Annotated in this window: 24 protein-coding genes and 1 other RNA gene; 14 read left to right on the forward strand and 11 right to left on the reverse strand. The window is 38.7% G+C overall.

What is annotated here, in order from left to right; all coding sequences use genetic code 11:
* Positions 1 to 37 precede the first annotated feature (37 nt).
* The 4 genes from PING_RS08370 to smpB all read right to left on the reverse strand — a co-directional run bounded on the left by PING_RS08370 (position 38) and on the right by smpB (position 3,446).
* A complete protein-coding gene (locus PING_RS08370) occupies positions 38 to 961 on the reverse strand; it encodes a hypothetical protein (protein ID WP_011769957.1) in 924 nt (307 codons plus the stop codon).
* Between the two features lie 88 nt (positions 962 to 1,049).
* Positions 1,050 to 2,300 carry an integrase domain-containing protein gene (locus tag PING_RS08375; protein WP_011769958.1) on the reverse strand — a complete coding sequence of 417 codons (1,251 nt, stop codon included), beginning with the start codon at positions 2,298 to 2,300 and terminating at the stop codon, positions 1,050 to 1,052.
* Between the two features lie 187 nt (positions 2,301 to 2,487).
* Positions 2,488 to 2,841: a transfer-messenger RNA gene (ssrA, locus tag PING_RS19890) on the reverse strand.
* A 119-nt stretch (positions 2,842 to 2,960) separates the two neighbouring features.
* On the reverse strand, positions 2,961 to 3,446 hold the full coding sequence (gene smpB / locus PING_RS08380; protein WP_011769959.1) for an SsrA-binding protein SmpB: 486 nt from the start codon (positions 3,444 to 3,446) through the stop codon (positions 2,961 to 2,963).
* A 162-nt stretch (positions 3,447 to 3,608) separates the two neighbouring features.
* Between smpB and PING_RS08385 the strand changes: the two genes are divergently transcribed.
* Together PING_RS08385 and PING_RS08390 are read left to right on the forward strand one after the other, a co-directional pair.
* Positions 3,609 to 4,046: an SRPBCC family protein gene (locus tag PING_RS08385; RefSeq protein WP_011769960.1), complete on the forward strand. Its 438-nt coding sequence runs from the start codon at positions 3,609 to 3,611 to the stop codon at positions 4,044 to 4,046.
* 8 nt (positions 4,047 to 4,054) lie between these two features.
* Entirely contained in the window at positions 4,055 to 4,345 is a 291-nt protein-coding gene (locus PING_RS08390) for an RnfH family protein (RefSeq protein WP_011769961.1), read from the forward strand.
* An 83-nt stretch (positions 4,346 to 4,428) separates the two neighbouring features.
* On the opposite strand, the gene PING_RS08395 is transcribed toward PING_RS08390, so the two are convergent.
* Positions 4,429 to 4,875: an outer membrane protein assembly factor BamE gene (locus PING_RS08395; RefSeq protein WP_011769962.1), complete on the reverse strand. Its 447-nt coding sequence runs from the start codon at positions 4,873 to 4,875 to the stop codon at positions 4,429 to 4,431.
* Positions 4,876 to 5,129: 254 nt separating this feature from the next.
* Here PING_RS08395 and hemA point away from each other — a divergent pair, with 254 nt between their 5' ends.
* The 8 genes from hemA to rlmM all read left to right on the forward strand — a co-directional run bounded on the left by hemA (position 5,130) and on the right by rlmM (position 12,273).
* Complete coding sequence (gene hemA, locus PING_RS08400; protein WP_011769963.1) at positions 5,130 to 6,389, forward strand: glutamyl-tRNA reductase; 1,260 nt, start codon at positions 5,130 to 5,132, stop codon at positions 6,387 to 6,389.
* 48 nt (positions 6,390 to 6,437) lie between these two features.
* Positions 6,438 to 7,529 (forward strand): peptide chain release factor 1, encoded by a 1,092-nt coding sequence (gene prfA, locus PING_RS08405; protein WP_011769964.1) that lies wholly within the window; start codon positions 6,438 to 6,440, stop codon positions 7,527 to 7,529.
* On the forward strand, positions 7,530 to 8,369 hold the full coding sequence (prmC, locus tag PING_RS08410; protein ID WP_011769965.1) for a peptide chain release factor N(5)-glutamine methyltransferase: 840 nt from the start codon (positions 7,530 to 7,532) through the stop codon (positions 8,367 to 8,369).
* A gap of 27 nt (positions 8,370 to 8,396) precedes the next feature.
* Positions 8,397 to 8,783, forward strand: a complete 387-nt coding sequence (locus tag PING_RS08415) for a SirB2 family protein (protein ID WP_011769966.1) — start codon at positions 8,397 to 8,399, stop codon at positions 8,781 to 8,783.
* 3 nt (positions 8,784 to 8,786) lie between these two features.
* Positions 8,787 to 9,632, forward strand: coding sequence for a SirB1 family protein (locus PING_RS08420; protein ID WP_011769967.1), 846 nt, complete (start codon positions 8,787 to 8,789; stop codon positions 9,630 to 9,632).
* A 15-nt stretch (positions 9,633 to 9,647) separates the two neighbouring features.
* Positions 9,648 to 10,493: a 3-deoxy-8-phosphooctulonate synthase gene (gene kdsA, locus PING_RS08425; protein ID WP_011769968.1), complete on the forward strand. Its 846-nt coding sequence runs from the start codon at positions 9,648 to 9,650 to the stop codon at positions 10,491 to 10,493.
* The gene (locus PING_RS08430; RefSeq protein ID WP_011769969.1) at positions 10,493 to 10,906 is read left to right on the forward strand and encodes a DUF423 domain-containing protein; all 414 of its coding nucleotides are present in this window, start codon (positions 10,493 to 10,495) and stop codon (positions 10,904 to 10,906) included. Before kdsA ends, PING_RS08430 begins: the two co-directional genes overlap by 1 nt.
* Before the next feature lie 269 nt (positions 10,907 to 11,175).
* Positions 11,176 to 12,273 (forward strand): 23S rRNA (cytidine(2498)-2'-O)-methyltransferase RlmM, encoded by a 1,098-nt coding sequence (gene rlmM, locus PING_RS08435; RefSeq protein ID WP_011769970.1) that lies wholly within the window; start codon positions 11,176 to 11,178, stop codon positions 12,271 to 12,273.
* Between the two features lie 362 nt (positions 12,274 to 12,635).
* Here rlmM and PING_RS08440 read toward each other — a convergent pair whose 3' ends face one another.
* From PING_RS08440 to pspB, 4 genes are all read right to left on the reverse strand, one after another.
* The gene (locus tag PING_RS08440) at positions 12,636 to 13,187 is read right to left on the reverse strand and encodes a YcbK family protein (protein WP_011769971.1); all 552 of its coding nucleotides are present in this window, start codon (positions 13,185 to 13,187) and stop codon (positions 12,636 to 12,638) included.
* 187 nt (positions 13,188 to 13,374) lie between these two features.
* Complete coding sequence (locus PING_RS08445; protein WP_011769972.1) at positions 13,375 to 14,916, reverse strand: L,D-transpeptidase family protein; 1,542 nt, start codon at positions 14,914 to 14,916, stop codon at positions 13,375 to 13,377.
* 562 nt (positions 14,917 to 15,478) lie between these two features.
* On the reverse strand, positions 15,479 to 15,889 hold the full coding sequence (gene pspC / locus PING_RS08450) for an envelope stress response membrane protein PspC (protein WP_011769973.1): 411 nt from the start codon (positions 15,887 to 15,889) through the stop codon (positions 15,479 to 15,481).
* Positions 15,886 to 16,107, reverse strand: a complete 222-nt coding sequence (gene pspB / locus PING_RS08455; protein ID WP_011769974.1) for an envelope stress response membrane protein PspB — start codon at positions 16,105 to 16,107, stop codon at positions 15,886 to 15,888. The genes pspC and pspB overlap by 4 nt, the downstream gene beginning before the upstream one ends.
* Positions 16,108 to 16,408: 301 nt before the next feature.
* Between pspB and PING_RS08460 the strand changes: the two genes are divergently transcribed.
* On the forward strand, positions 16,409 to 16,705 hold the full coding sequence (locus PING_RS08460) for a hypothetical protein (protein ID WP_011769975.1): 297 nt from the start codon (positions 16,409 to 16,411) through the stop codon (positions 16,703 to 16,705).
* 279 nt (positions 16,706 to 16,984) lie between these two features.
* Positions 16,985 to 17,263 (forward strand): peptidylprolyl isomerase PpiC, encoded by a 279-nt coding sequence (ppiC, locus tag PING_RS08465; protein WP_011769976.1) that lies wholly within the window; start codon positions 16,985 to 16,987, stop codon positions 17,261 to 17,263.
* A gap of 29 nt (positions 17,264 to 17,292) precedes the next feature.
* Here the strand turns inward: ppiC and PING_RS08470 are convergent, their stop codons facing one another.
* Positions 17,293 to 18,060 carry a TIGR01458 family HAD-type hydrolase gene (locus PING_RS08470; RefSeq protein WP_011769977.1) on the reverse strand — a complete coding sequence of 256 codons (768 nt, stop codon included), beginning with the start codon at positions 18,058 to 18,060 and terminating at the stop codon, positions 17,293 to 17,295.
* Positions 18,061 to 18,484: 424 nt separating this feature from the next.
* On the opposite strand from PING_RS08470, the gene PING_RS08475 reads away from it, so the two are divergent.
* Both PING_RS08475 and PING_RS08480 read left to right on the forward strand, forming a co-directional pair.
* The gene (locus PING_RS08475) at positions 18,485 to 19,711 is read left to right on the forward strand and encodes a serine hydrolase domain-containing protein (RefSeq protein ID WP_408635122.1); all 1,227 of its coding nucleotides are present in this window, start codon (positions 18,485 to 18,487) and stop codon (positions 19,709 to 19,711) included.
* A gap of 187 nt (positions 19,712 to 19,898) precedes the next feature.
* Positions 19,899 to 20,483: a DUF502 domain-containing protein gene (locus tag PING_RS08480; protein WP_011769979.1), complete on the forward strand. Its 585-nt coding sequence runs from the start codon at positions 19,899 to 19,901 to the stop codon at positions 20,481 to 20,483.
* A gap of 277 nt (positions 20,484 to 20,760) precedes the next feature.
* Here PING_RS08480 and metG read toward each other — a convergent pair whose 3' ends face one another.
* Positions 20,761 to 22,821: a methionine--tRNA ligase gene (metG, locus tag PING_RS08485; protein ID WP_011769980.1), complete on the reverse strand. Its 2,061-nt coding sequence runs from the start codon at positions 22,819 to 22,821 to the stop codon at positions 20,761 to 20,763.
* Positions 22,822 to 22,878: the final 57 nt, after the last annotated feature.

Raw genomic sequence — 22,878 nt, forward strand, 5'->3', positions numbered from 1 at the left:
GGGCATTTACACAGTTTTTTTACACCCTCAAACTTAGTTATAAGCGTTCTTTCCCAGCTTTTATCATTCGATAAAGCGTTTTTGCAGACATTTTTGGTGCTTTTAATAGTTTAAAAGCAAAGTCTTTTTCGAGTAACTCCATTGCTGCACTAGGTTCATTGAATAATTCATCAGCGAATGGACAGTAAGCATCGAGAATCTGTACCAGTAGAGTGCTTGCTTGTATTGAAGGGGATCTGGGGTTTCGTTCTTTTAATTCGTTTAATTCGTTTAATTCTTTAAGTGGCATTTTATTTCCATCTAACTTTACCAGCTCTTCTCCCCCATCTAAATGGGCATGTAACCTTTGCATATCATCATAACTTATTCGGATATCTTGAACCGCAACATCAACGGCAAACCCGCCTAAATAAGCACCATGTATTTTATCAACTTCATAATGGTATAAACCTTCAGGCATATAGGGGACGACATTAATTAATATCGGAGTTTCAGATGAGTGAGTAATAAGCTCTTTAATTTCATCCAAGGGTTCTATTTCCCATAATCCCTTGATCCAACAATAAAGTATTTCACCCATCCTGCCATTTTCATCCATATTGAAAAAGCTGACTTGGATTTTTGAATGGTAGGTTCCAAATATACGGTTCAATGGGCAATTGTCTAAATCTTCTCCATCTGAATTTTCTGGATGAAACCCAAATTCATCTTCAACGGTGTTTGTGTCTAATTCGTCTCTTTTTAACCACTGCTTATTAGCTTCCGTTGTATCAATGTCAGTACTAACAAATACTGCTGAGTGTGACTGATAAGGGTGGAAATCAACAAACAATACGCATGCTCGTATTTTGCGATCGACTATTAATTTTATTAGGAATTCTTCTGAAGTTTCCAATACTTTTGCGGCATCACTTATACTATATTCCCGCTTTTGGATTTGAGGGCGATTTTTTTTATTCACACTATTACCTTAATTGTTGCGTAATTATAATTAACGTATGCAATTGTAAGCATTAATCGTTTGTTATTTCCCGTAAGCGAATAGGTGACTAGAAGTTGTCACCTATTACTTTTAAGCTTTTAAACCCAGTAACAGACAGGTTTCCCTGTGATGCTTTTTCAATATGCTCGCTCCACCAGTACATCATTGGTCTTCTGCGTTCCAGATAATCAGTCCGGTTATAAGCATTACGCACTTGATTATCACCGACATGTGCCAGAGCTGCTTCCACTAGGTCAGCTTCAAAGCCTTGTTCATTAAGTGTGGTACTGGCGATTGAACGTAATCCATGACTCACTAAACGGCCACCAAAATTCATGCGTCTTAAAGCAGTATTGGCCGTTTCGCTATTAGCATGAGTTCTTGGGTTGCGGTCTGATGGGAAAAGATATTCTCTATGTCCACTGATTGGACGCATCGTTTCAAGTAGTGTCAGAGCTTGATCCGTCAATGGCACCACATGTTCACGGCGTTTCTTCATACGTTCAGGTGGAATAGTCCATGTTTTAGCTTCAATATCAATCTCTTCCCATTTTGCACCGGCACTTTCAGAAGGGCGGGTCATGGTATGAAGTTGCCATTCAATCAAGCAGCGTGTTGTTCTCTTGATGCTGGCATTGGCAATGGTCATCATCAATTCAGGCAGTTCGTCAGGTGTTAGGGCGAGCATGTGTGATTTTTTAGGTTTTTTGAAATTAGCTTTGATGCCACTTAACGGATTAGCAAAGATTAAACCGCCATTGACGGCGTAGGTCATAATTTCATTTAAACGTTGAGTAAGGCGTTTAACTGTTTCTAAGCTGCCTTTTGCTTCTATCGGCCTTAATAGATCGATGACCATTGGGGCTGTAACCGAGGATATGGGGGTGTTTTCAAGGAGGGGGAAGATATGACGATCTAAGGAGCGCCAAATATCAGTGGCATAATCAGCCGTTACTGAATGTTTTTTTAGTTCATACCATTCTAATGCGACATTTTTCACTGTGTGTTCAGTGATTTTTTTATCTTCTGCTAATTTTTTTTCCCTGTTTTCTTTAGGGTCAATATCTTGTGCCAGAAGATCACGATAACTCAATGCTTTTTTACGTGCATTAAGTAATGCAACACCTGGGTATTTACCAATATTAATATTAATACGTTTTTTTGTTTGTGGGTGTTTGTAGTTGAAGTTCCAGATTTTAGAACCATTAGATCTCACTCTTAGCTGTAATCCATCACCATCAGATAATACATAATCTTTATCGTGAATCTTTGCTGAGTTAATTTTCTTATCAGTTAGGGGAATTACTTTTACTGCCATGATTTACCTGCAAATAGCTAAGAATGGTATTCCAAATTATAACAGGATTTATTTGGAATACCTTATGGAATACCATTATTCGTAGCTGCTGGTAGACGCCTATAGGCACTAATAGACGATAAGTTGTTGATTTTACTATATTATAGACGAAAAAAAAGACGTCCTGAGACGTCTTTTTTTAGATAGGTGGTGGAGATGGGGGGAGTCGAACCCCCGTCCGAAAAACCTACATCCTCGGCACTACATGCTTAGTCAGTTATTTGGTTAACTCGTTGATCTCCAACTGACAGGATATCAAAAAGCGAGTCCGATACTATTTCGCGGTTCACCCTCGAACAAGGTTCCCTCGCTATCCAATGTGAATGACCTTCCGAATCCCTGCCCATAGGAGAAACGTGGGTGGAAGGCTAGCTAGCCTAAGCTGCTAGAGAGTAGTTAGAGTCGTTTGCAACTATAACGTTGGCGGCTTTTTACGAGGCCAACCGCCACCTCGGCATGCACCTTGGGTTTCAAGAATCCCGTCGAGTCCTAAATCATCCCCACAGTGGTAAGCGCTTTATCTGCTTACGTTTTAATGATAGCAAAAAAAATATTCTTTAGATAGTGTTATTGTTATCTATATCACATTATTTTGCTATTAATTAATTTTCACATTTGTTGCTAGCGAACGCTGTGTTTCATCATACGTTCTTTGTCTACTTTCCATTCCCTATCTTTCACATCAGCACGTTTGTCGTGTTCTTGCTTACCTTTTGCCAGTGCAAATGATATTTTTACCCACGCGTGTTTCCAGTATAAAGAGATGGGAATAATAGAGTAACCCTGACGTTCAACTTTACCGACTAAGTTGTCGAGTTCTCGCCTGTTAAGCAGTAATTTACGATAACGCATAGGATCACATACAACATGTGAAGATGCGACAAGAAGAGGAGGAAAAGTGGCACCCAGTAGCCATGCTTCTCCATTTTTCAGGAAAATATAACTATCAGCGATATTCGCTTTGCCCGCGCGTAACGATTTTACTTCCCAACCCTGTAATTCAAGACCTGCTTCAAAGCGCTCTTCTAGGTGGTAGTCGTGACTAGCACGTTTATTTCGTGCAATCGTATTGTCATTGTTTTTAGTTTTTGAATTTTTTTTAGCCATAGTCTCGTATTATAGAGTGACTATTATAAATTGATAGAGTGACTATTATAAATTACTCATTGATTTGTATAAAAATCGCTTAAATTTAGGATTAAATCCTTATTTGTTTTTTCTTGATGGCACGGATCGTGTAATATAACTTTTTTTATGTAGGGAAAGCAGATGGCACAGGTATCTCGTAGTGCGTTACTCATGTACAGCGCCGAAGAAATGTATCAATTGGTTAATGACGTGAATGCTTATCCTGAATTTTTACCGGGCTGTGTTGATGCTAATATATTAACCAACAATAATAATGTCATGCGCGCTTCAGTTGAAGTGTCAAAAGCTGGTATTAGCCAAACTTTTACCACAGAAAATATTTTAGTAAATGGTCAAAGCATTTTAATGAATTTAGTCGACGGCCCTTTTAAACATTTAAAAGGTGGCTGGACATTTTCTAAACTCGATGAACAGGCCTGTAAGATAAATTTAGATTTAGAGTTTGAATTTAATAGTTCACTGGCTGAACTTGCATTTGGTCGGATTTTTAATGAGTTAGTGGGTTCAATGGTGAAATCTTTTTCTAGCCGTGCAAAAGTAGTTTATGGAATACGATAGGGAAATTTATGAATGAGTTGATTGAAATTGAAGTTGTTTATGGACGGCCTGATAAACAAGTTTTACTGTCGTTATCTGTGCCAGTCGGTAGCACGCTGGAAGACTGTATTAAGTTATCCGGGATAACCACTCATTTTCCAGAAATTATACCCAGTGAAGCCATGGTTGGTATTTTCAGCCGAGCAGACAAATTATCCAGCATTGTTAAAGCGGGGGATCGTATCGAGATTTATCGTCCGCTAACAGCAGATCCTAAAGAGATGCGCAAATTACGCGCCGCTAAAATGAGTAAAAAATAGTCTTTTCATTTTCATCCTCATTATTATTAATAAGTTAGCCGTTATCAATTGAACTCAATTGATAACGGCTAACGCTATCTAAGTTAATTAACAATAACTGGTGTGTCATTATCTGTTTGCGGGTTATCGCTAGTGCTGGGGTCTTCAGTCGCTGCATTCGGCACATTTCTTGCCTTAGGCGTTTTAATCAGCGGATTTATATCAATTGTACCTTCTCTTGCAATATCGGTCAGCAGCAGATTGTCAAAGGTAAAAACGACTTTGTCCTGTTGAATCGGTTCTCCACCCGGTTTAATGTAACGAATATAGTACCATTTTGATGAATCGAATTGATCAATCAACATGGGAGAGCCAAGAATAAAAATAACTTGTTCTTGAGACATACCAAGGAGTATTTGATCTAATTTTTCATCCTCAATGTAATTACCCTGTGTAACATCAATTTGATATACAAAGGTATCATAAAGAGATGTACATCCCGAGAGTGCAAAAATAAGAAAGAAAAAGGTGGCGATATTTTTAATAGGCATGGTTTAAACAACATCTTAGTTGAAGTGAGTGGATATTAATTAAAGTAATAATACCCAAGGGTCGCTGACTTGTAAAAATATTAAAGGAAAAATTTGTCATTTCTGCTTTGTTTCGTGCGCTTTTAACCATCACATATAAAAATAAATTGCTTAAATGTAGTCGATATACATCGTTTTCTTTAAATCTTGCGTAAATGTCCGTAGAATTCCTCATTCTCCCCTAACCGTTTTAACTTGTTTTGTGAAATTATTACATGCCTCTATTTGCTTTAGGAATTAACCATCAAACGGCTTCAGTCGCATTGCGTGAAAAAGTCGCGTTTTCAGCTGATCTGTTATTAGATGCCTATCAAGCATTATTAGCGCAACCGACAGTATTGGAAGCGGTCATTGTTTCAACTTGTAACCGTACTGAAATTTATTGTCATTTAAAACAGGACAACTGTGATGAGGTCATTAAGTGGCTTTGTTCTTTTCATCAGATCGAAGATCATAAATTAAGACCCAGTTTATATTGTTATTCTGAGTATCAAGCTATCCAGCATCTTTTTCGCGTCTCATGCGGACTGGATTCGTTAGTGCTGGGTGAACCTCAAATTTTAGGGCAGATAAAACAAGCTTTTGCCACCGCTAAACAAGCTAAAGGTGTGGATAAAATTGTTCAGAAATGGTTCCAGCATACTTTTACGGTGGCAAAGCGAGTACGTACTGAAACGCAAATAGGCGCTAATGCTATTTCTGTTGCCTTTGCAGCTGTTTGTTTAGCAAAACAAATATTCAGTGATTTATCTCAAAGCCGGGTCTTATTAATTGGTGCGGGTGAGACAATCGAATTAGTGGGTAAATATTTAATTGAGCACCAAGTCCCTAATATTACTATTGCTAATCGTACTTTATCACGGGCGATGGCACTGGTTGAGCAGTTTGATGCGCAGGCTATTACTCTGGGGGAAATTCCCAATCATCTTGCTCAAGCTGATATCATTATCTCATCGACAGCAAGTCCGCTTCCTATTATTGGTAAAGGCATGGTTGAAAGGGCGTTAAAAGCGCGTCGCAATCGACCTATGTTATTTATAGATATCGCTGTACCGCGTGATATTGAAGCGGAGGTTTCAGAGTTACGTGATATTTACCTTTACAGCGTTGATGATTTACAGGGCATTATCGAAGAGAATAAACAAGCCCGTCAGGTCGCAGCGCTTGAAGCCGAAAAAATTATCGACGGCTGTATTGTTGACTTTATCTCATGGATAGAATCACTAAAGGCGGTTGAGTCTATTCGTACTTATCGTCAAAACAGTGAACAATTACGAGATGATTTATTAAATCGAGCCTCTGCTGCGTTGCAAAACGGAGAGGAAGCTGAGAATGTTTTAAAAGAGTTAGCCTTTAAATTAACCAATAAATTGATTCATCATCCCAGTCTGGCTCTGAACGAGACTGCTCGGTCGGGTAATGATGATGAACTGATATTGTTGCGTAATGCTTTGGGCCTGAGCAAAAAAGATTAACATTCGCTGTACACTCAGCAAATGAATAAAAGAACATAAGAGAAAAATATGAAAGCATCAATAGTGGCAAAGCTCGAAGTCCTAGTTGAACGTTACGAAGAGGTTCAAGCATTATTAGGTGATCCGGGTACGATCAGTGATCAAAATAAATACAGAGAGTTAACCAAAGAGTATGCACAACTGGAAGTTGTGGTACTTTCCTTTAAAAAATATCAAAGTGCCCAAAATGATCTTGCCGTTGCTGAAATGATGTCCGATGATGATGATCCCGATATGCGTGAAATGGCCAAAGAAGAAATTAAAGAAGCTAAAAAAACGGTGGAAAAATTGGCTGCCGATTTACAGATTCTACTGCTGCCAAAGGATCCTAATGATGATCGTAATTGTTATTTAGAAATTAGAGCGGGTGCCGGAGGTGACGAAGCAGCCATTTTTGCGGGCAATCTGTTCCGTATGTACAGTAAATATGCTGAAAGCAAAGGTTGGCGAGTTGAGGTGATGAACAGCAATGCCAGCGAGCAGGGCGGTTACAAAGAATTAATTGCTAAGATTGATGGTGAGGGCGCATACGGGATTATGAAATTTGAGTCTGGCGGTCATCGTGTGCAGCGTGTGCCGGAAACTGAATCTCAAGGTCGTATTCATACCTCCGCTTGTACCGTTGTGGTTATGCCGGAAGTACCTGAAGCCGAGGCCATTTCCATTAATCCTGCTGATCTTAAAGTTGATACCTTCCGTGCTTCTGGCGCGGGTGGACAGCATGTTAATAAAACCGATTCAGCGGTGCGATTAACTCACTTGCCAACCGGTACCGTGGTCGAGTGTCAGGATCAGCGTTCACAGCATAAAAACAGAGCACAAGCTATGTCTGTGTTACAGTCGCGTCTGCAGCAGGCTGAGGATGAAAAGAGCCATGCTGAAGAACAAACTATTCGCCGCAGCTTAGTTGCAAGTGGTGATCGCAGTGAGCGTATTCGTACCTACAATTATCCGCAGGGACGTGTCAGTGACCACCGTATCAACTTAACGGTTTACCGTTTGAATGAGGTGTTAGAAGGTGATTTAAATGCCTTGCATGAGCCTATTTTGCTGGAAGATCAAGCCGATAAACTCGCGGCACTTTCTCAGGCGGAATTCTAATTGTCTATTGACGACGCGCTTGCTTGGGCAAAGTTTACTCTGGTCAACAGCGAAAGTGCGTTATTAGATGCGCAGGTACTGTTAGCGTTTGTTTTAGAAAAAGAAACCGTTTACCTGATGACTTGGCCTGAGCGTGAGCTTAGCCAAGCGCAAAAAAGTGCTTTTGAGGGACTAATTAGTCAGCGAGTAAAAGGTGTTCCGGTTGCCCATTTAACGGGTGCCAGAGAGTTTTGGTCGTTGCCTTTAAAAGTGAATAATTCAACATTGATACCGCGCCCTGACACTGAACTATTGGTTGAAGCTGCCCTTGACTATTGCAGCGCCGATGCCCGTATTTTAGATCTCGGTACAGGGAGTGGGGCGATTATTTTGGCACTAGCCAGTGAATTACCTGATGCCTATTGTCTGGGTGTTGATGTTAATGAAAGCGCGGTGCAGCTGGCGATTGAAAATGGAAAAAATTTAAAGCTTAACAATGTTCATTTCCAACAGAGCAATTGGTTTGATAATATTAACGGCTTGTTTGATGTGGTTGTTTCAAATCCGCCTTATATTGAAAAAAATGATCATCACCTTAAGCTGGGAGATGTTCGTTTTGAGCCTTTGTCGGCTTTAGTGGCGGATGAAAATGGTCTGGCAGATATTCGTAAAATTGCACAAAAAACGCCGGAATATCTTAAAAAAGGGGGCTATTTATTGGTTGAACATGGTTTTAACCAAGGTTCAACAGTTCGAGAATTATTCACTGACCTAGGTTATTCAGAGGTTATTACCATTAAAGACTACGGAGATAATGATCGCGTTACGATGGGATTGTTTAACCAACCTAATTCACTATAAAAATAAACCTAATACTTGGAGAAATAGATGTATAGCTTTTTAAAACATACTCATTTAACGTTGATATTAATAGCGATTGTGCTTTTTATCTTATGTTTTTACTGGATAGTAACGGGGCATAAAAATGCCCAAAAAGTTATTTTCAAAAAAATATTATTACACACACATTTAACCATTGCGCTGATAGGTTTAGGACTGATGGGTGTTTTGCAGATCAATCCGTTTGAAAGCCAGAATTATTGGCTAATTGAAAAAATAGGTGCATTCATTGGTTACTTAATCCTTGTTAGTGTGGCCTTGAATGAAAAAACCCGCAAAGGGATGCGCTTTTTAGCCTTTGTTGGTGTGTTTGGTTGGATTGTTTATATCGGACAACTCGTCTTCAGTAAACAAGCCATGATATTGCTAGGATAAAAAATGACAACAGTTTCCAAAAATGAAAAAACAGAATTTATTATAAATGAACAGTTTGATTTCGCAGAGCATTCACTTGTCGATGCTGCTATTTCTGTCGAGTCTGAATTGACTGGGCTGAATGTGGCAGAGTTTCATAAGACGTTACGTTTACAGCATCTTGTTTTGCAGTCTCAGTTATCCGATTTTGATCTTGTTGATAAAGCGAAGTTGTTAAAATTAATTGATTGTTTATATCAACAACAAGCTTTCAAGGGTGATTGGAAGGCATTTTTTAAAGTAGAAAATGCCCTTGTTTCAAATGTATTATCACGTCGTAAAGGTATTCCAATTAGTTTAGGCGTGTTATTACTGGATTTCTTGAAGGAGAGTCAGTTTGATGCGCAGGGAATTTGTTTTCCGAGTGGTTTTATTATTCGCGTCAATATTGAAGATGAAACGCTTTATATTGATCCCTTTACCGGCGAATTAGCGTCAAGGAATCTACTCGAGCTTAAACTGCGCGGTCAATTAGGTAACCATGCCAGGTTAAGTCCTGAGATGTTGGAGCCCGATGATAATAAAACTATTATTATGCGTTTAATCAATGTTATCAAGGCCGCTTATGTTCAAGAGGAGTCATTAGAGCAGGCGTTACTTTGTTGCGATATGTTGCTGCGTATTGATCCGAATGATGCTTATGAGGTGAGAGACCGCGGTTTTTTATTCCAGCAACTAGACTGTTTGAATTTAGCGCGCACAGACTTTGAGTTTTTTATTGATCACTATCCCCAAGACCCTATTGTCGGTTTGTTAAAACGACAAATCAGACAAATAGATATTGATACTCCTACGCAAGTTGTCCATTAATCAAGTGAGCAGGTAATGAAGCAAAAAATAATAAAAGTAGGCAATATTGACGTTGCTAATGATCGCCCCTTTGTCTTGTTTGGCGGCATGAATGTGCTTGAATCCCGTGATATGGCGATGCGTGTCGTAGAAACCTACGTTGAAGCGACAACTGCCTTAAATATTCCTTATGTCTTTAAAGCCTCATTTGACAAAGCGAACCGCTCATCTATTCATAGTTACCGTGGCCCTGGCCTTGAAGAGGGGCTGCGTATTTTTGAAGAGATCAAAAATACTTTTAATGTGCCCATTATTACCGATGTGCATGAACCCTCTCAAGCAGCCCCAGTTGCTGAGGTCGTTGATGTTATTCAATTACCCGCATTTTTAAGTAGGCAAACTGATCTGGTTAAAGCCATGGCAGAAACGAATGCGGTTATCAATGTTAAAAAAGCACAGTTTTTAGCACCGCATGAAATGAAACACATTATTACTAAGTTTAATGAAGCGGGTAACGACAACATTATTCTTTGTGAGCGTGGTAGCTGTTTTGGTTATAATAATCTGGTTGTTGATATGCTGGGTTTCAGTACGATGAAAGAAACTGGCTATCCGGTCATTTTTGACGTCACACATTCTCTGCAAAAACCAGGCGCACGCAGTGATAGTGCTGATGGTCGTCGCAGTCAAGTGGTACAACTTGGTTTGGCGGGGATGTCGCAGGGTATTGCTGGTCTTTTTCTAGAATCTCATCCTGATCCGGCCAATGCAAAATGTGATGGTCCTTGCGCGTTACCATTACATCAATTAAAAGCCTTCCTTTCTCAAATGAAGCAGATGGATGAGTTAGCCAAAAGTTTTGATATTATTGATACTGAATAATGCTTAAACAACCAATAAAATTGACTGAAACAACGCGCTTTTTTTTAATTCTGGCCTCTTTATTAGGGGCTTCGGGCGTTGCATTAGGGGCTTATGCCAGTCATGGTCTGTCGGCTTGGGCGACGGTAAAAGAGATTGAATATTTTCAATTAGCCGTCACTTATCAACTATTTCATGCGATCACTTTATTAGCAGTTTGTCTGTTATCCCTTTTTATCACTAACGCTTTTTTAATCGCGAGTAAAATCGCTTTTGTACTGGGGGTAGTTTTATTTAGTGGTAGTCTGTATCTGTATGTTTTGACCGGGACAAAAATATTGGGGGCGATTACGCCAATAGGTGGTTTGTGCTTAATTGTTGCATGGCTTTTAATTGCTCTAGCTTTATTAAGCCATAGAAATAACACCAAGTAACCTAAGCTTGGGATAAGAAAAACAATACAATACTGTTATTTTCGCGTATTTCTGTGTTAAATCATCTTTCAATAGCCCACTATTGTGTTGATAATTTGCCTTGAACTACACAAAACTAACGGCACAGTATAAAATAAAGTGTAACAATTTGATATTAAACAGTATTGCGCTTTCATTATGCCGAGTTTAGGTTAAGTAAATTGTGAATGAACGTTTTAACAGAATGAAAATTTCCACGTCGATGACGGGAACTCATTCTAGAGGTAAGTATGTTAGGAATTTTATTATATTGTCGCCCGGGGTTTGAAAACGACTGCGCTAATGAGCTGCAGGACAAAGCAACGGCATTAGAAGTCTTTGGTTTTGTGAAAACAAAACGTAATAGCGGTTATGTTTTCTACCAGTGTTATGACCCACAACAGGTGGAATATTTATTAGAAAAGCTTGATTATAAACAGCTGATATTTGCACGGCAGTTGATTGCAGTTAAAGCCTTTATTAATGATTTACCACTGGACGACCGCATTAGTCCTATTTTAGAAATTACGCGTAATCTGCCATTAGGTGGCGATCTTTATGTTGAAACACCTGAGGGTGACGATACTAAACCACTATTAACTTTTTGCCGCAAATTTACAGTGCCTTTGCGTCAGGCATTAAGAAAACATAATAGCCTCACCGCAAAAGAAAACCGCAATAAAATTTTTTATCATTTATGTTTTTTGGATAATAAATCTGCTTATATCGGTTTTTCTGTGCCGCATAACCGGAGTGAATTTTATATGGGGATCCCCCGTTTACGTTCACCAAGTGAAGCACCCAGTCGTTCTACATTAAAGCTTGATGAAGCTATTCAGGTTTTTCTTACGGCGGAAGAACAGCAAGAGCGCTTACATTCAGGAATGCGTGCGGTCGATTTAGGTGCCTGTCCCGGTGGCTGGACATACCAGCTTGTTCGCCGTGGTTTATTTGTGACTGCTATTGATAATGGTGCTATGGCACAAAGCCTGATGGATACCGGTCAAGTTACTCATTATACGGTTGACGGGTTTAAATATGAACCTGAGCGTAAGAACATAGACTGGCTGGTCTGTGACATGATAGAGAAACCCAAGCGTGTGGCTAAATTGATGGGGCAATGGTTAATTGACGGCTGGTGTAAAGAAGCTATTTTCAACTTTAAATTGCCCATGAAAAAACGTTATCAGGAAGCCTCTGAAGATATTAAAATATTAACCGATATGTTCGAAAAGGAAGATCTTCAGTATGAACTGCAAGCGAAGCAGCTTTATCATGATCGTGAAGAGATAACCCTGCATGTGCGTTTAATCGGTAATCACTGGGGTAAACAACTGGGTAACGGATAATACCAAATCTATTCATTTTCTGTTCATTTATGCGGGTTAAAATACATGCTGGCTAGACATAAAACGTCGTTTTAGTCTCTGTGCTTGATTTGATTCATAACATCCTGTTATTTACCACTTCGTGGCCAACTAAAGCTGTTCAAAATCGTTCCAGACGATTTTTTGTAATTAGAACAACTAATTACTGCAATCAATGCCTTGCTTTCATGCATTTTCCTACGCCTAAACAGCTCATTTCATGAGTGGAGTTGGTCTAAGTTTTAATTTTTTATTAGCTATTGCAAGCAGCCTTAACTTATTGCTTAAAAAAAGTTGGTTGTGATGGCTAATGTCATTTCTGGTTTTTATCTCTGTTGACCGCTTTATCCCCAAGAACGAACATTACCCGTATCAATGTGAACGAAATTACTTTTAGGATAGTAACCTACACCGCCCACTTTAAGGGATAATGCCGCTTTTTTAACTTCGATTAATGGTACACCTTCCAAACGAAAATCAATTGCCCGGCCGAGCATATGCAGACTTTTTTTCGCCACGCCACCTGACTGAGCACTCAGCATTTTATTGGTCGCGGGAGAACGATAACCCGAAATTAATTGAACTTGACTATTAGAGCCAATGGTTTTTTGAATTGCCATTAAATGATCGAATAATCGCTTATCCATATTGATCGTTTCGTTGCGGCGAAAATCACGACAGAAATGATTGATTTTTTTCATTTCACTGCGTTGATAATGCTTACCATCAAAATACTCAGTCAGTAATTCTTCACCCGTATGGAGGTTATTCAGGTTTAACTCTCTCGGATTGTTTTTAAATAAAGATGCAAATGAAGCAGAAGGGGCGCATATTGCGCCCAAGGTGACGATACCGGTTAATATTGCATGTCGACGACTAAGATCAGTTTTTGGCATAGGACTCAACAGTAGAAAAGGAACAAATAGACAAGCGAACAGATGAAACTACTGATTTTTTATACTACCGTCAAATTTTAAAAACGGCATAAACGCTGATAAATATATTTTCAGTGGTTAGTTATTGAACAGTAAACAGTTTTTTATTTTCAAAAAAAAATAATTTTTAGTCAAATTTAAAGCGTTTTTATTTGTCGTAGTGATAAATATCATTTCTAAACTGTGTAAAGCCAAACTGATCCACCCAGACAGTCCGATAGACGCTATAAACCGTGATTTTTTTCTTTAAACTTACGCTGCTAGTTTCTGGAACATTATGATGTATGTTGTAACGCTCAAGCGGATAGCCTGATTTATCCATTAAAAACAGTGCAAATTGTTCTGCTTTTTGCACGCGTATGCAGCCTGAACTGAATGCCCTATCTTGTTTTTCAAATAAATTTTTTGCAGGTGTATCGTGGAGGTAAATGGAATTGTTGTTAGGGGTATTAAATTTATATAAACCAAGCGCATTATTTTCCCCTGATTTTTGGCGTAATCGATAAGGAAAGTTATGGACAGTGATTAATTTCCAGTTAATTGTCTCTGCATCTATCACCTTTTGACTTTGATAATTTTCAATAATTTCATAACTATGGCGGCTGAGGTAATTTATGTCCAATAACACCTTAGGCAGAATATCTTCACGCATTATGATCGTTGGTACATTCCATCTAGGGTTGAATACGATGGCATTAAGTTGGGCTGAAAAAAGCGGGGTTTTTCGCTTTGTTTGACCCACTATGACCTTACTTTCAAATATTTTTTGATCTTCTTCCCAATACTCCATTGTATAGTCCGGGATATTAATGATTACTTTTCTGGTATTATCCATTGTCCATAATTGCTGCCTGAGAATGTTTAAGGCCATTAAGCGGACCCGTTCCTGGCGGCTGATATTAAGCCAATATAGGGTGTTTTTTCCTATAATACCGTCGGGCTCTAAACCATGGCGAATTTGAAATGAACGTATTATTTCTCCAAGTTTCTGGCTGTACCCTTGATGGTTTTCTAACTCAATTTGCTGTTTTTCTTGTGAAGATAGTTCACCCGATATTTCTAATCGAGACAGAAGCACTTTTTTTTGTGCAAGCGAATCCCCTATTTTAGCAAATTCAGTTAACTTTACCGCGTCAAAAATTTGAACCGGTTTATTTTTCAGTTTTAATATATTTTGATAGAGCTGGGATTGTTGTGCAGATATCGGCGACAACCTTTGTAAATAGCGCAATCTTATTTGAGGGGAACCTGTATTAAAAAATGCGTCGATAGATTCTTTTGAAGGTGCCTTTAAGCTATTTTTGATTCTCTCTCCAAATAACCAATAAGTTACTTTGTCGGGTATTTGTTCATGGTAGGACAGATAAAATAGCAATAAATCCGATGCTAGCCGTTCATAGAGCAGCCAATTTTTTTGCTCTTTTGCATTTTTTAATGCCTGATAGGAATAAAATAAATCATCACTAATATCAGCAAAAACAATTAATGATATCTGTTTTTCAAATTCGTCTCGAAGGGCAGGTTCTCCCCAAAAAAAATTGTCCGGGTGCTGTTGATAGATGGCTGTGATTAAGGTCGGATATTTCAGGTTGAGCTTCGGATTAACAAGCTCAGCGCGCAAAGGTACACTCATTATTTGCCATAGTAGAGACAATAGGAGAGCCGTTTTACACCAACGCATTATATTCATTAAGTTCTCCACAAAATACCCTGTGCTTTAGCGTAGGGATGAATAGCGGGGGAGTGCAAAGTACTCCTTAAACCACTTTAAAGTAATAGTGGGCTGGCAGTTTTTTACCAGCACTGTGTAAATTAACGGTTAAAACCCTTACGGAAAGCAAATTCTCGTCTCCACCGTATTGCGTAGGATTCGCTTTTTAGTTGTCCAATTTTTCCGACTTTCTGTCGACTAGATAATGACAGATTTGTCATTATAGTCACTCACAACATAGCGACTAATCGCATGTTTACAGTATAATTCTATAAATGTGGTATTCCAACGTGCCTATTTCTGTCTTATTTTTTGCATACTGCTTACCATCTCCAGTATCTAGTCTGGTCAACTAAGAATCCCACTTTAGTGGGGTAGTTGATATTGCTCCTTATCGTGAAAACTACATTAAAGTATGAGTATTAAGTTAATTCATGTGACTCAAATTATTATAAAATAAAGACACCGAGGTGAGCGGATCTTTTATAGTATAATAGATGTATCCTTTTATGCGCGCGCATTAAGCTTGAGTGGTAGTTAACTACTTGGTTTTATTATTTTTATTTTTATTTTTAAATTCACGATTTATTTTGTATTCTAATGAGGTTACATAGTCTTCCATCTGCTCAATATTTTTCTGCATTTTATCTAATTCAATGCTGATATCTTCTAATATTTGCTGTGCAGAATCACCTGTCTGCCAAGCTTTCTTTTTTACCTTATGCTTTTTATAGGCATTTTGTTGCCACTGTTGCTTTTCCGGCATTTCATCTAGCGTAAAATAAGCCACAATATAGATGAGAAACACAATAAATCCTGCGGTAAATAAAAAGGCTGATACCACTAATAACCGGACAAACCATACTTCAATCTCAAAATACTCTGCTATTCCGGCGCATACACCTCCTAACTTGGCATTTTTAGGATCACGATGGAGTCTTTTCTTATTCATTTATTTCTCCATTGCGGTGCTTCTTTATCAAGAATTTCTTCTAATGAAGCTATCCGCTGCTGCATCTCTTCAGTACGATTCACAAGGGATTGTAAATTTTCTTGATCAACAGCGGACAAGCCTTTGCCAGTCTCTTTTTTACTGCGGTAATACAGGAATAACCAGAGCGGTGCGACAAAGATAAAAAAGATACTTAATGGTGTTGCAATATAATTCATAGAAATTCCTTAATAAATTTAAATAAAATTGTTATTTTTTAATCTGTTAATACAGGCAGTTTTAATTTCTGGTTTGTAACATATTATGTCACCTATTTTTTATTTCCTACAACACTGCACGCTTAAAAGCAAGTGTTACAATGTTTCTATAAAAACTTTTTAATTAAAGCGGATCTGTTCAAGTAACATTAATAAGAATATGGATATATTCGGTGATTTAGTCTCTAATTGTTTGATGTTTTTTTAAATAAAATTCAAGTCAAAGCTATCTTTCTCTTTATTGTATCGTCGCGGAGTTATTATGACCAAGTCATTAAATCAAGTCGTCGTCAGTTATCAAGATTTGTGCTCTAAGGGGCTGATAAGTGATCTTAAACAAGCTGCTTTATGCGAGGTTAAAACGCTATGCCGTTTATCTTGCAATAATTGCCCAAATGTCTGTGTCGATATCAATTTAAAAAAAGTATCTTTTGTCGGTCTGCAACCTGACTCTCTGATTATTAAGTACACTGAAAACGAAGATCTTGATATACATATGAGTGGAGAGCATATTATTGTCTGGCTTGATAAACATGATTTAGACTACAAACTGTCTTAGTTTTTTAATGGGTGCCCTAGATGTTGGACAATCGCTGAGATAAACGTACATGTTTATAAACCTCTCTAGCCGCTTTAGTTTTCCCAAAAAACGCAATGCTATTGTGTTATAACCATTCTGATGCGGTTCACAAAGTGAAGAATAACAGAATCAAATCAATCATAAAGACTGAAACCGAGTTTTATATCTGACTCGTATTTATTTTAACCCACATAAAGGAATAGAAAATGAGTGGATTTGGTATTACAATCCATGTTGTTTTTAATAATTGAGGTAAGTATGGCGGGAACAGCAGCTGCTTTGCACATTTTAGTGAAGCATAAAGAAAAAGCGGATGAGATCCTTTTGCAGTTAAAAAAAGGCGCTAAATTCCAAATATTAGCGAAGAAATACTCAACTTGTCCATCGGGTAAAAAAGGTGGCGATCTCGGTGAATTTAAAAAAGGTCAGATGGTGCCTGCCTTTGACAAGGTGGCTTTTACTGGCGAAATATTAACCCCGCATTTAGTTAAAACCAAGTTTGGTTGGCATGTAATAAAGGTGTTATATCGTACTTAGTAATAATTAGATTTTAACACCGTTAAAATCTAATTATTACTCTGATCCGATAAAGCATAGTCCACGGCGTCGACAATTGAGTTAAATGTCAGATGGGCAGCGCTGATTTTATGCTCATCGCCTGTTTGGTATTTTCCCGTACGCACCAATCCGGCAAGCAGCCCGGCATTTATTGCACCCTCAATATCACCATAGATATCATCGCCAATCATCAAAACTTGATCTGCACTCAAACCCGTTGATGCAAGCGCTTGTAGAAAAAAATCTTTGCTGGGTTTTCCTATGATAATGGCTTGCGTTAATGCCGCAAACTCAATGGCTTTTATAAAGGGCCCTGCATCTAACAGGAGCTGACCCTCTAATTTAAAATAACGATTATAGCCAATACCGACTAGCACTGCGCCTTGCTGGCATAATTGAAAGGCGCGATTTAACTTATCATAACAAAAATTTTGCTCAGCATCTCCAATCACAACCGCATTAGGCATTGCCTGAAGCAAATCAGCGAATTCACTTTTGATATTGTGATGAATAAGACAATAGGGGCGAAGTTTTTTTTCTTGCAGCCACGCATGCACAGCAACAGGGGCAGTAAAGAGCTCTTTTTTTTGCAGATCAAACCCTAAATTTTGCAGATCAGTTAACAGCTGAGTACGGGTTCTGCGAGAGGTATTCGTTACAAAACGTAATTGTAATTGGCTCGCTCTGGCCTTTTTAATGGCCGCGACGGCGCCGGGAATAACGTTGTGACCTTCATACAATACGCCGCTTAAATCAATAAAAAGGGCTTTTAACATAACCATTCACTCCCCGTTGAGACTCTGTCTAGAGTATAGAATAAAGCCTTATTTTGAATACAACACTTTTTTTGTGTAGGGTCTACACCCCTATTTAGTGCTTGATGACGGCACAAAAAGTCCCTAGTTATCGTGTCAATCTTTATCTTTAATCGAAGTTATTAAACAGTCATTATTTAACTGATATTTATATTTTAAGCGGTTTATTGATTTTTTTATAAAAAATAGTTGTTTGTGATATTTATTTGATGCGCGCGGGTAAATTTTACGTAATAATTGTTTCATAATTAATACAATAAGTTGTGTCATTTAAGTTCTTTTATAGATAGATTTTGGTACCCAGATGCTGTCTTTATTGGGTTATAGGGTGATGGCAGGCTTATATTTTGATAAACTGTTTTTTTTTGCAAAATCACCATTAGGGATGTTTTTGAAACATATAATAGTTTTTTTTTTGACACTGCTTTTTTTAAGTACAATAGTACCTGTCTCCGCTAAATCAACCCCTCCTTCAAAAATAGAAATTGAGTTCAATAAGCTGTTTAAGCGGGCTATGCGTGTGAATCACATTCCCGGTGCCACTTATGCCATTGTGCGAGGCGATCGCGTGTCGACAATTAAAGCCTATGGAGTACGTGGACAAAAGAATAACAAAGCGATCGATAAAGATACCTCTTTTAGATTGGCCTCGGTATCAAAAACATTTTCCGCTGAGTTGGCAGCGCTGATGATCGAAAAAAAATCATTTGCTTGGAACGATTCTATTGTCGATTATATTCCTGAATTTAAGCTTAAGCAGGCAGGTCAAGCCGAAGCTATTACCATCAAGCATGTGCTAAGCCACAGCAGCGGATTAATGCCCAATGCCTTTGATGGTTATTTAAAAGGTGGTTTTCAATTTAGCCATATTATATCAAAATTTGAAGCTTTAGAGCCTTATTGTTCACCTGGGGCATGTTACGGTTATCAGAATGTACTGTTTAGTTTTATAGCCGAAGTGTTTAAACGCAGTACAGGTAAAGCATACGCTGAATTGATGCAACAGATGATTTTTTCCCCCTTAGCAATGAACAATGCCAGTGTCGGTTTTGATGCTTATAAAAATACCACTAATAAAGCCTACCCTCATGTTAAAGTCAGCCGTAACGGGCCTTGGCATCAAGTAAAAATAAAACCAGATTTCTACAAAGTCGAGGCTGCAGCTGGTATCAATGCCAGCATTACGGATATGAGTAAATGGTTGCTTGCGCAGTTGGGGCATACGCCAGAGGTAATTTCGGCGCATTTATTAGAGACAGTAAGGGAGCCTGTCGTTAGCACAGAGAAAGATGTAAAAAGTCGCACCTGGAAGGGCATCATTGATGATGCCCATTATGGTATTGGCTGGCGTGTTTACCAATATAATGAGGACATATTATATTTTCACAGTGGCTGGGTTGAAGGTTTTCGAGCGGTAATTGCCTATTCAAAAGATAAGCAGATAGGGTTAGTTATATTGGCTAATGCTGAATCACGCAGTATTGATAAATTAACGGTGGATTTCTGGCGTTTGTTACTTAAAGAGCCTTCGGTTAAGGAAACCCTATTAGTGAAGGATATTAAACCGGTTAAGGCAAACCGATCAGTGAAGGATATTAAATCGTCTTTCTAATAAAATACTGATGGCAGTCAACGCTTCAGGCTATCTCACCAACTAGTTATTTATTATATTTTTTTAAGATAGATCGGCTTATAAATATTTTATATGAAATGACATTTCATCTTTTATTGCCGTTTTACTTTTTTTTACTGAATTCTTATGTACAGTGCTAAATTCTATTTTTTGAATAAGGTTTGTCATGCAAAAAACATTATTACGGGGAATATTAAATCTATTACCCTTGGCAGTGTCGGTGTGGTTATGTTGGTCTATTACCGTGGCGCTCGATGATATGGGGCATGCTGTTTTAACCTTAATTGGCCTGGGTAATCAGTGGACAGGCAGTGGTTTTATCCTTATTTTTTGTTTGTTACTGGTGGCCGGCGTGGCCTTTAGCGTCAGCCCAATCATTTGGTTGTATCAAAAGCTTGAGAAACAGATATTACGTTTCCCCTTTTTTAGAACTATTTATACCTCGATCAAGGATTTAGCATCGCTGGCAGGCAGTGACGGATCAAAAGCCCAAAAACGTCAGACAGTGCTGTTTAAACAAAGCAATGGCACTTTTATTATTGGCTTTGTGACCTCTGAAAGTATCCCGAAGGCCGTGAATGATGCTTTACCTAACGATCAATGGGTGCCTGTTTTGATTCAAATGAGTTATCAGGTAGCAGGAATCACTTCACTGGTCAAACGTAGCGATCTTATTTATGTTGACTGGCCTTTTGAAGACGCCATGCGTTTTATGTTAACCGCAGGCATTTCGCCAGCAAAGCCGAAATAGCGTTGTCATACGTGAGAAGGGAATAACCCTTTGTAAGTGTTCAAGAGTTACGCTTTTTTCCTGCATTCGCGCAACACTCTGAATCTTCAAGTAGTTTAGGTATAGATTAATAAAGAGCTAAAATTAATAATGACAGTTACCTGTTTTCTGGACCCTTTAAAGATAAAACATTTAAAATAAAAAAGCCCCAAACAATTAATATGTTTAGGGCTTTTACATTTTTTTTCGGCTTTAACTGACAAGCATTATTTTGCTAAAAACGAAATGGGCCTAAGACTTACATTATACGTTGGCCCGGTTTTGCACCATCATCTGGATTTAGAATGTGGATCTCTTTACCGCCAGGACCCGTTGCTAATACCATGCCTTCTGATAAACCGAACTTCATTTGACGTGGCGCTAAGTTCGCAACCATGACCGTTAACCTGCCCTCTAATTCTTCAGGCGTATAGGCTGACTTAATACCGGCGAATACTGTGCGTGTTTCGCCGCCTAAATCTAAGGTTAGTTTAAGTAATTTGTTAGCCTTAGGTACTGCTTCCGCTTTTGTGATTAGAGCGACACGTAAGTCTGTTTTAGCAAAAGTATCAAAGTCAATTTCCGGTGCCAGCGGCTCTTTATCCAGTTCTGATTTTGCAGCATCAAGTTGTGCTGCTGCTTGTTTCTGCTTGGCAGCTTTATCCGCTTCCAGACTGTCTTTCGATGCGTCAACCATGGCTTCTACATGTTTAGGATCAATACGTTGGAATAACGCTTTGAATTTATTGATGCGGTGACCGGCAAGAGGCTTTTTAATGATTTCCCAATCCAGTGTTTCCGCCAGAAAGTCCTCACTGCGTGCCGCCAGTTTTGGGATAATAGGTTTTAGATAAGTCATTAGAACACGGAATAAGTTGATCCCCATTGAGCAGATCTCCTGCACTTTCACTTCGCTGCCTTCCTGTTTCGCTAATGCCCAGGGTGCTTTTTCATCAATGTATTTGTTAGCGATATCAGCCAATGCCATTATTTCACGAATCGCACGGGCAAAATCACGTTGTTCAAATAATGCTGCAATGCTTGTCCCTGCATCAATAAATGATTGATATAACTGCGGTTCAGAAACATGGTTTGATAATTGACCATCGTATTTTTTAGTAATAAAACCCGCTGTACGTGATGCAAGATTAACCAGTTTGTTAACCACATCGGAGTTTACCCTCTGTGTAAAATCTTCAAGGTTTAAATCTAAATCGTCAATGCGACTGGTTAATTTAGCTGCATAATAATAACGTAAACACTCAGGATCCAGGTTATCTAAGTAGGTGCTGGCTTTAATGAAAGTGCCTTTAGATTTTGACATTTTCGCGCCATTTACTGTGACATAACCGTGTACATTAACAGCCGTTGGTTTACGGAATCCGGCACCTTCTAAAACAGCTGGCCAAAATAGGCTGTGGAAGTTAACAATGTCTTTACCGATGAAATGGTATAACTCAGCTGCGCTGTCTTTTTTCCAATAATCATCAAAGTTAAGTCCCTCGGTTTTATCACAGAGGTTTTTAAAGCTGCCCATGTAACCAATCGGTGCGTCTAACCAAACATAGAAAAATTTACCCGGTGCATCGGGTATTTCAAAACCAAAGTAAGGCGCATCACGGGTAATATCCCACTGCTTTAGACCGGTTTCAAACCATTCACCGACTTTATTTGCCATCTCTGTCTGTAGCGCACCTGATTTAGTCCAGACTTTTAACATATCTTCAAATTGCGGCAGATCGAAAAAGAAATGCTCAGTGTCTTTCATAATGGGCGTGCTGCCTGAAACCGCTGATTTGGGGTTAATCATCTCTGTTGGGCTATACGTTGCGCCACAAGCGTCACAATTATCGCCGTATTGATCGTCAGCTTTACAGTCAGGACAGGTCCCTTTGACAAAACGGTCCGGTAAAAACATCTTTTTTTCAGGATCAAATAATTGTGAGATAGTTCTATTGGTAATATAACCATTTTCACGTAGTGCGATATAAATTTGTGAAGACAACGCCTGGTTCTCTTCGCTATGGGTGCTGTGGTAGTTATCAAAGCTAATATTAAACCCGGAAAAATCACTTTCGTGAGAAGCTCGAATGTCCGCTATCATATCGGTCGGCTTAATACCCATCTCTTGTGCTTTAAGCATAATAGGTGTGCCGTGCGCATCATCTGCACAAATAAAATGGATATTGTGACCACGTAAACGCTGAAAACGAACCCAGATATCAGCTTGAACATGTTCAAGCATGTGTCCGAGATGAATCGGACCGTTTGCATAGGGTAGGGCGCAGGTAACAAGGATTTTACGTTGTTGAATTTCCATTTTATTTATTATTCCTGTTGTATTAAATCTAAATTTTAAGGTTGCGATTCTACCCAA

It is taken from the genome of Psychromonas ingrahamii 37 (assembly GCF_000015285.1).
Lineage (GTDB): Bacteria > Pseudomonadota > Gammaproteobacteria > Enterobacterales > Psychromonadaceae > Psychromonas > Psychromonas ingrahamii.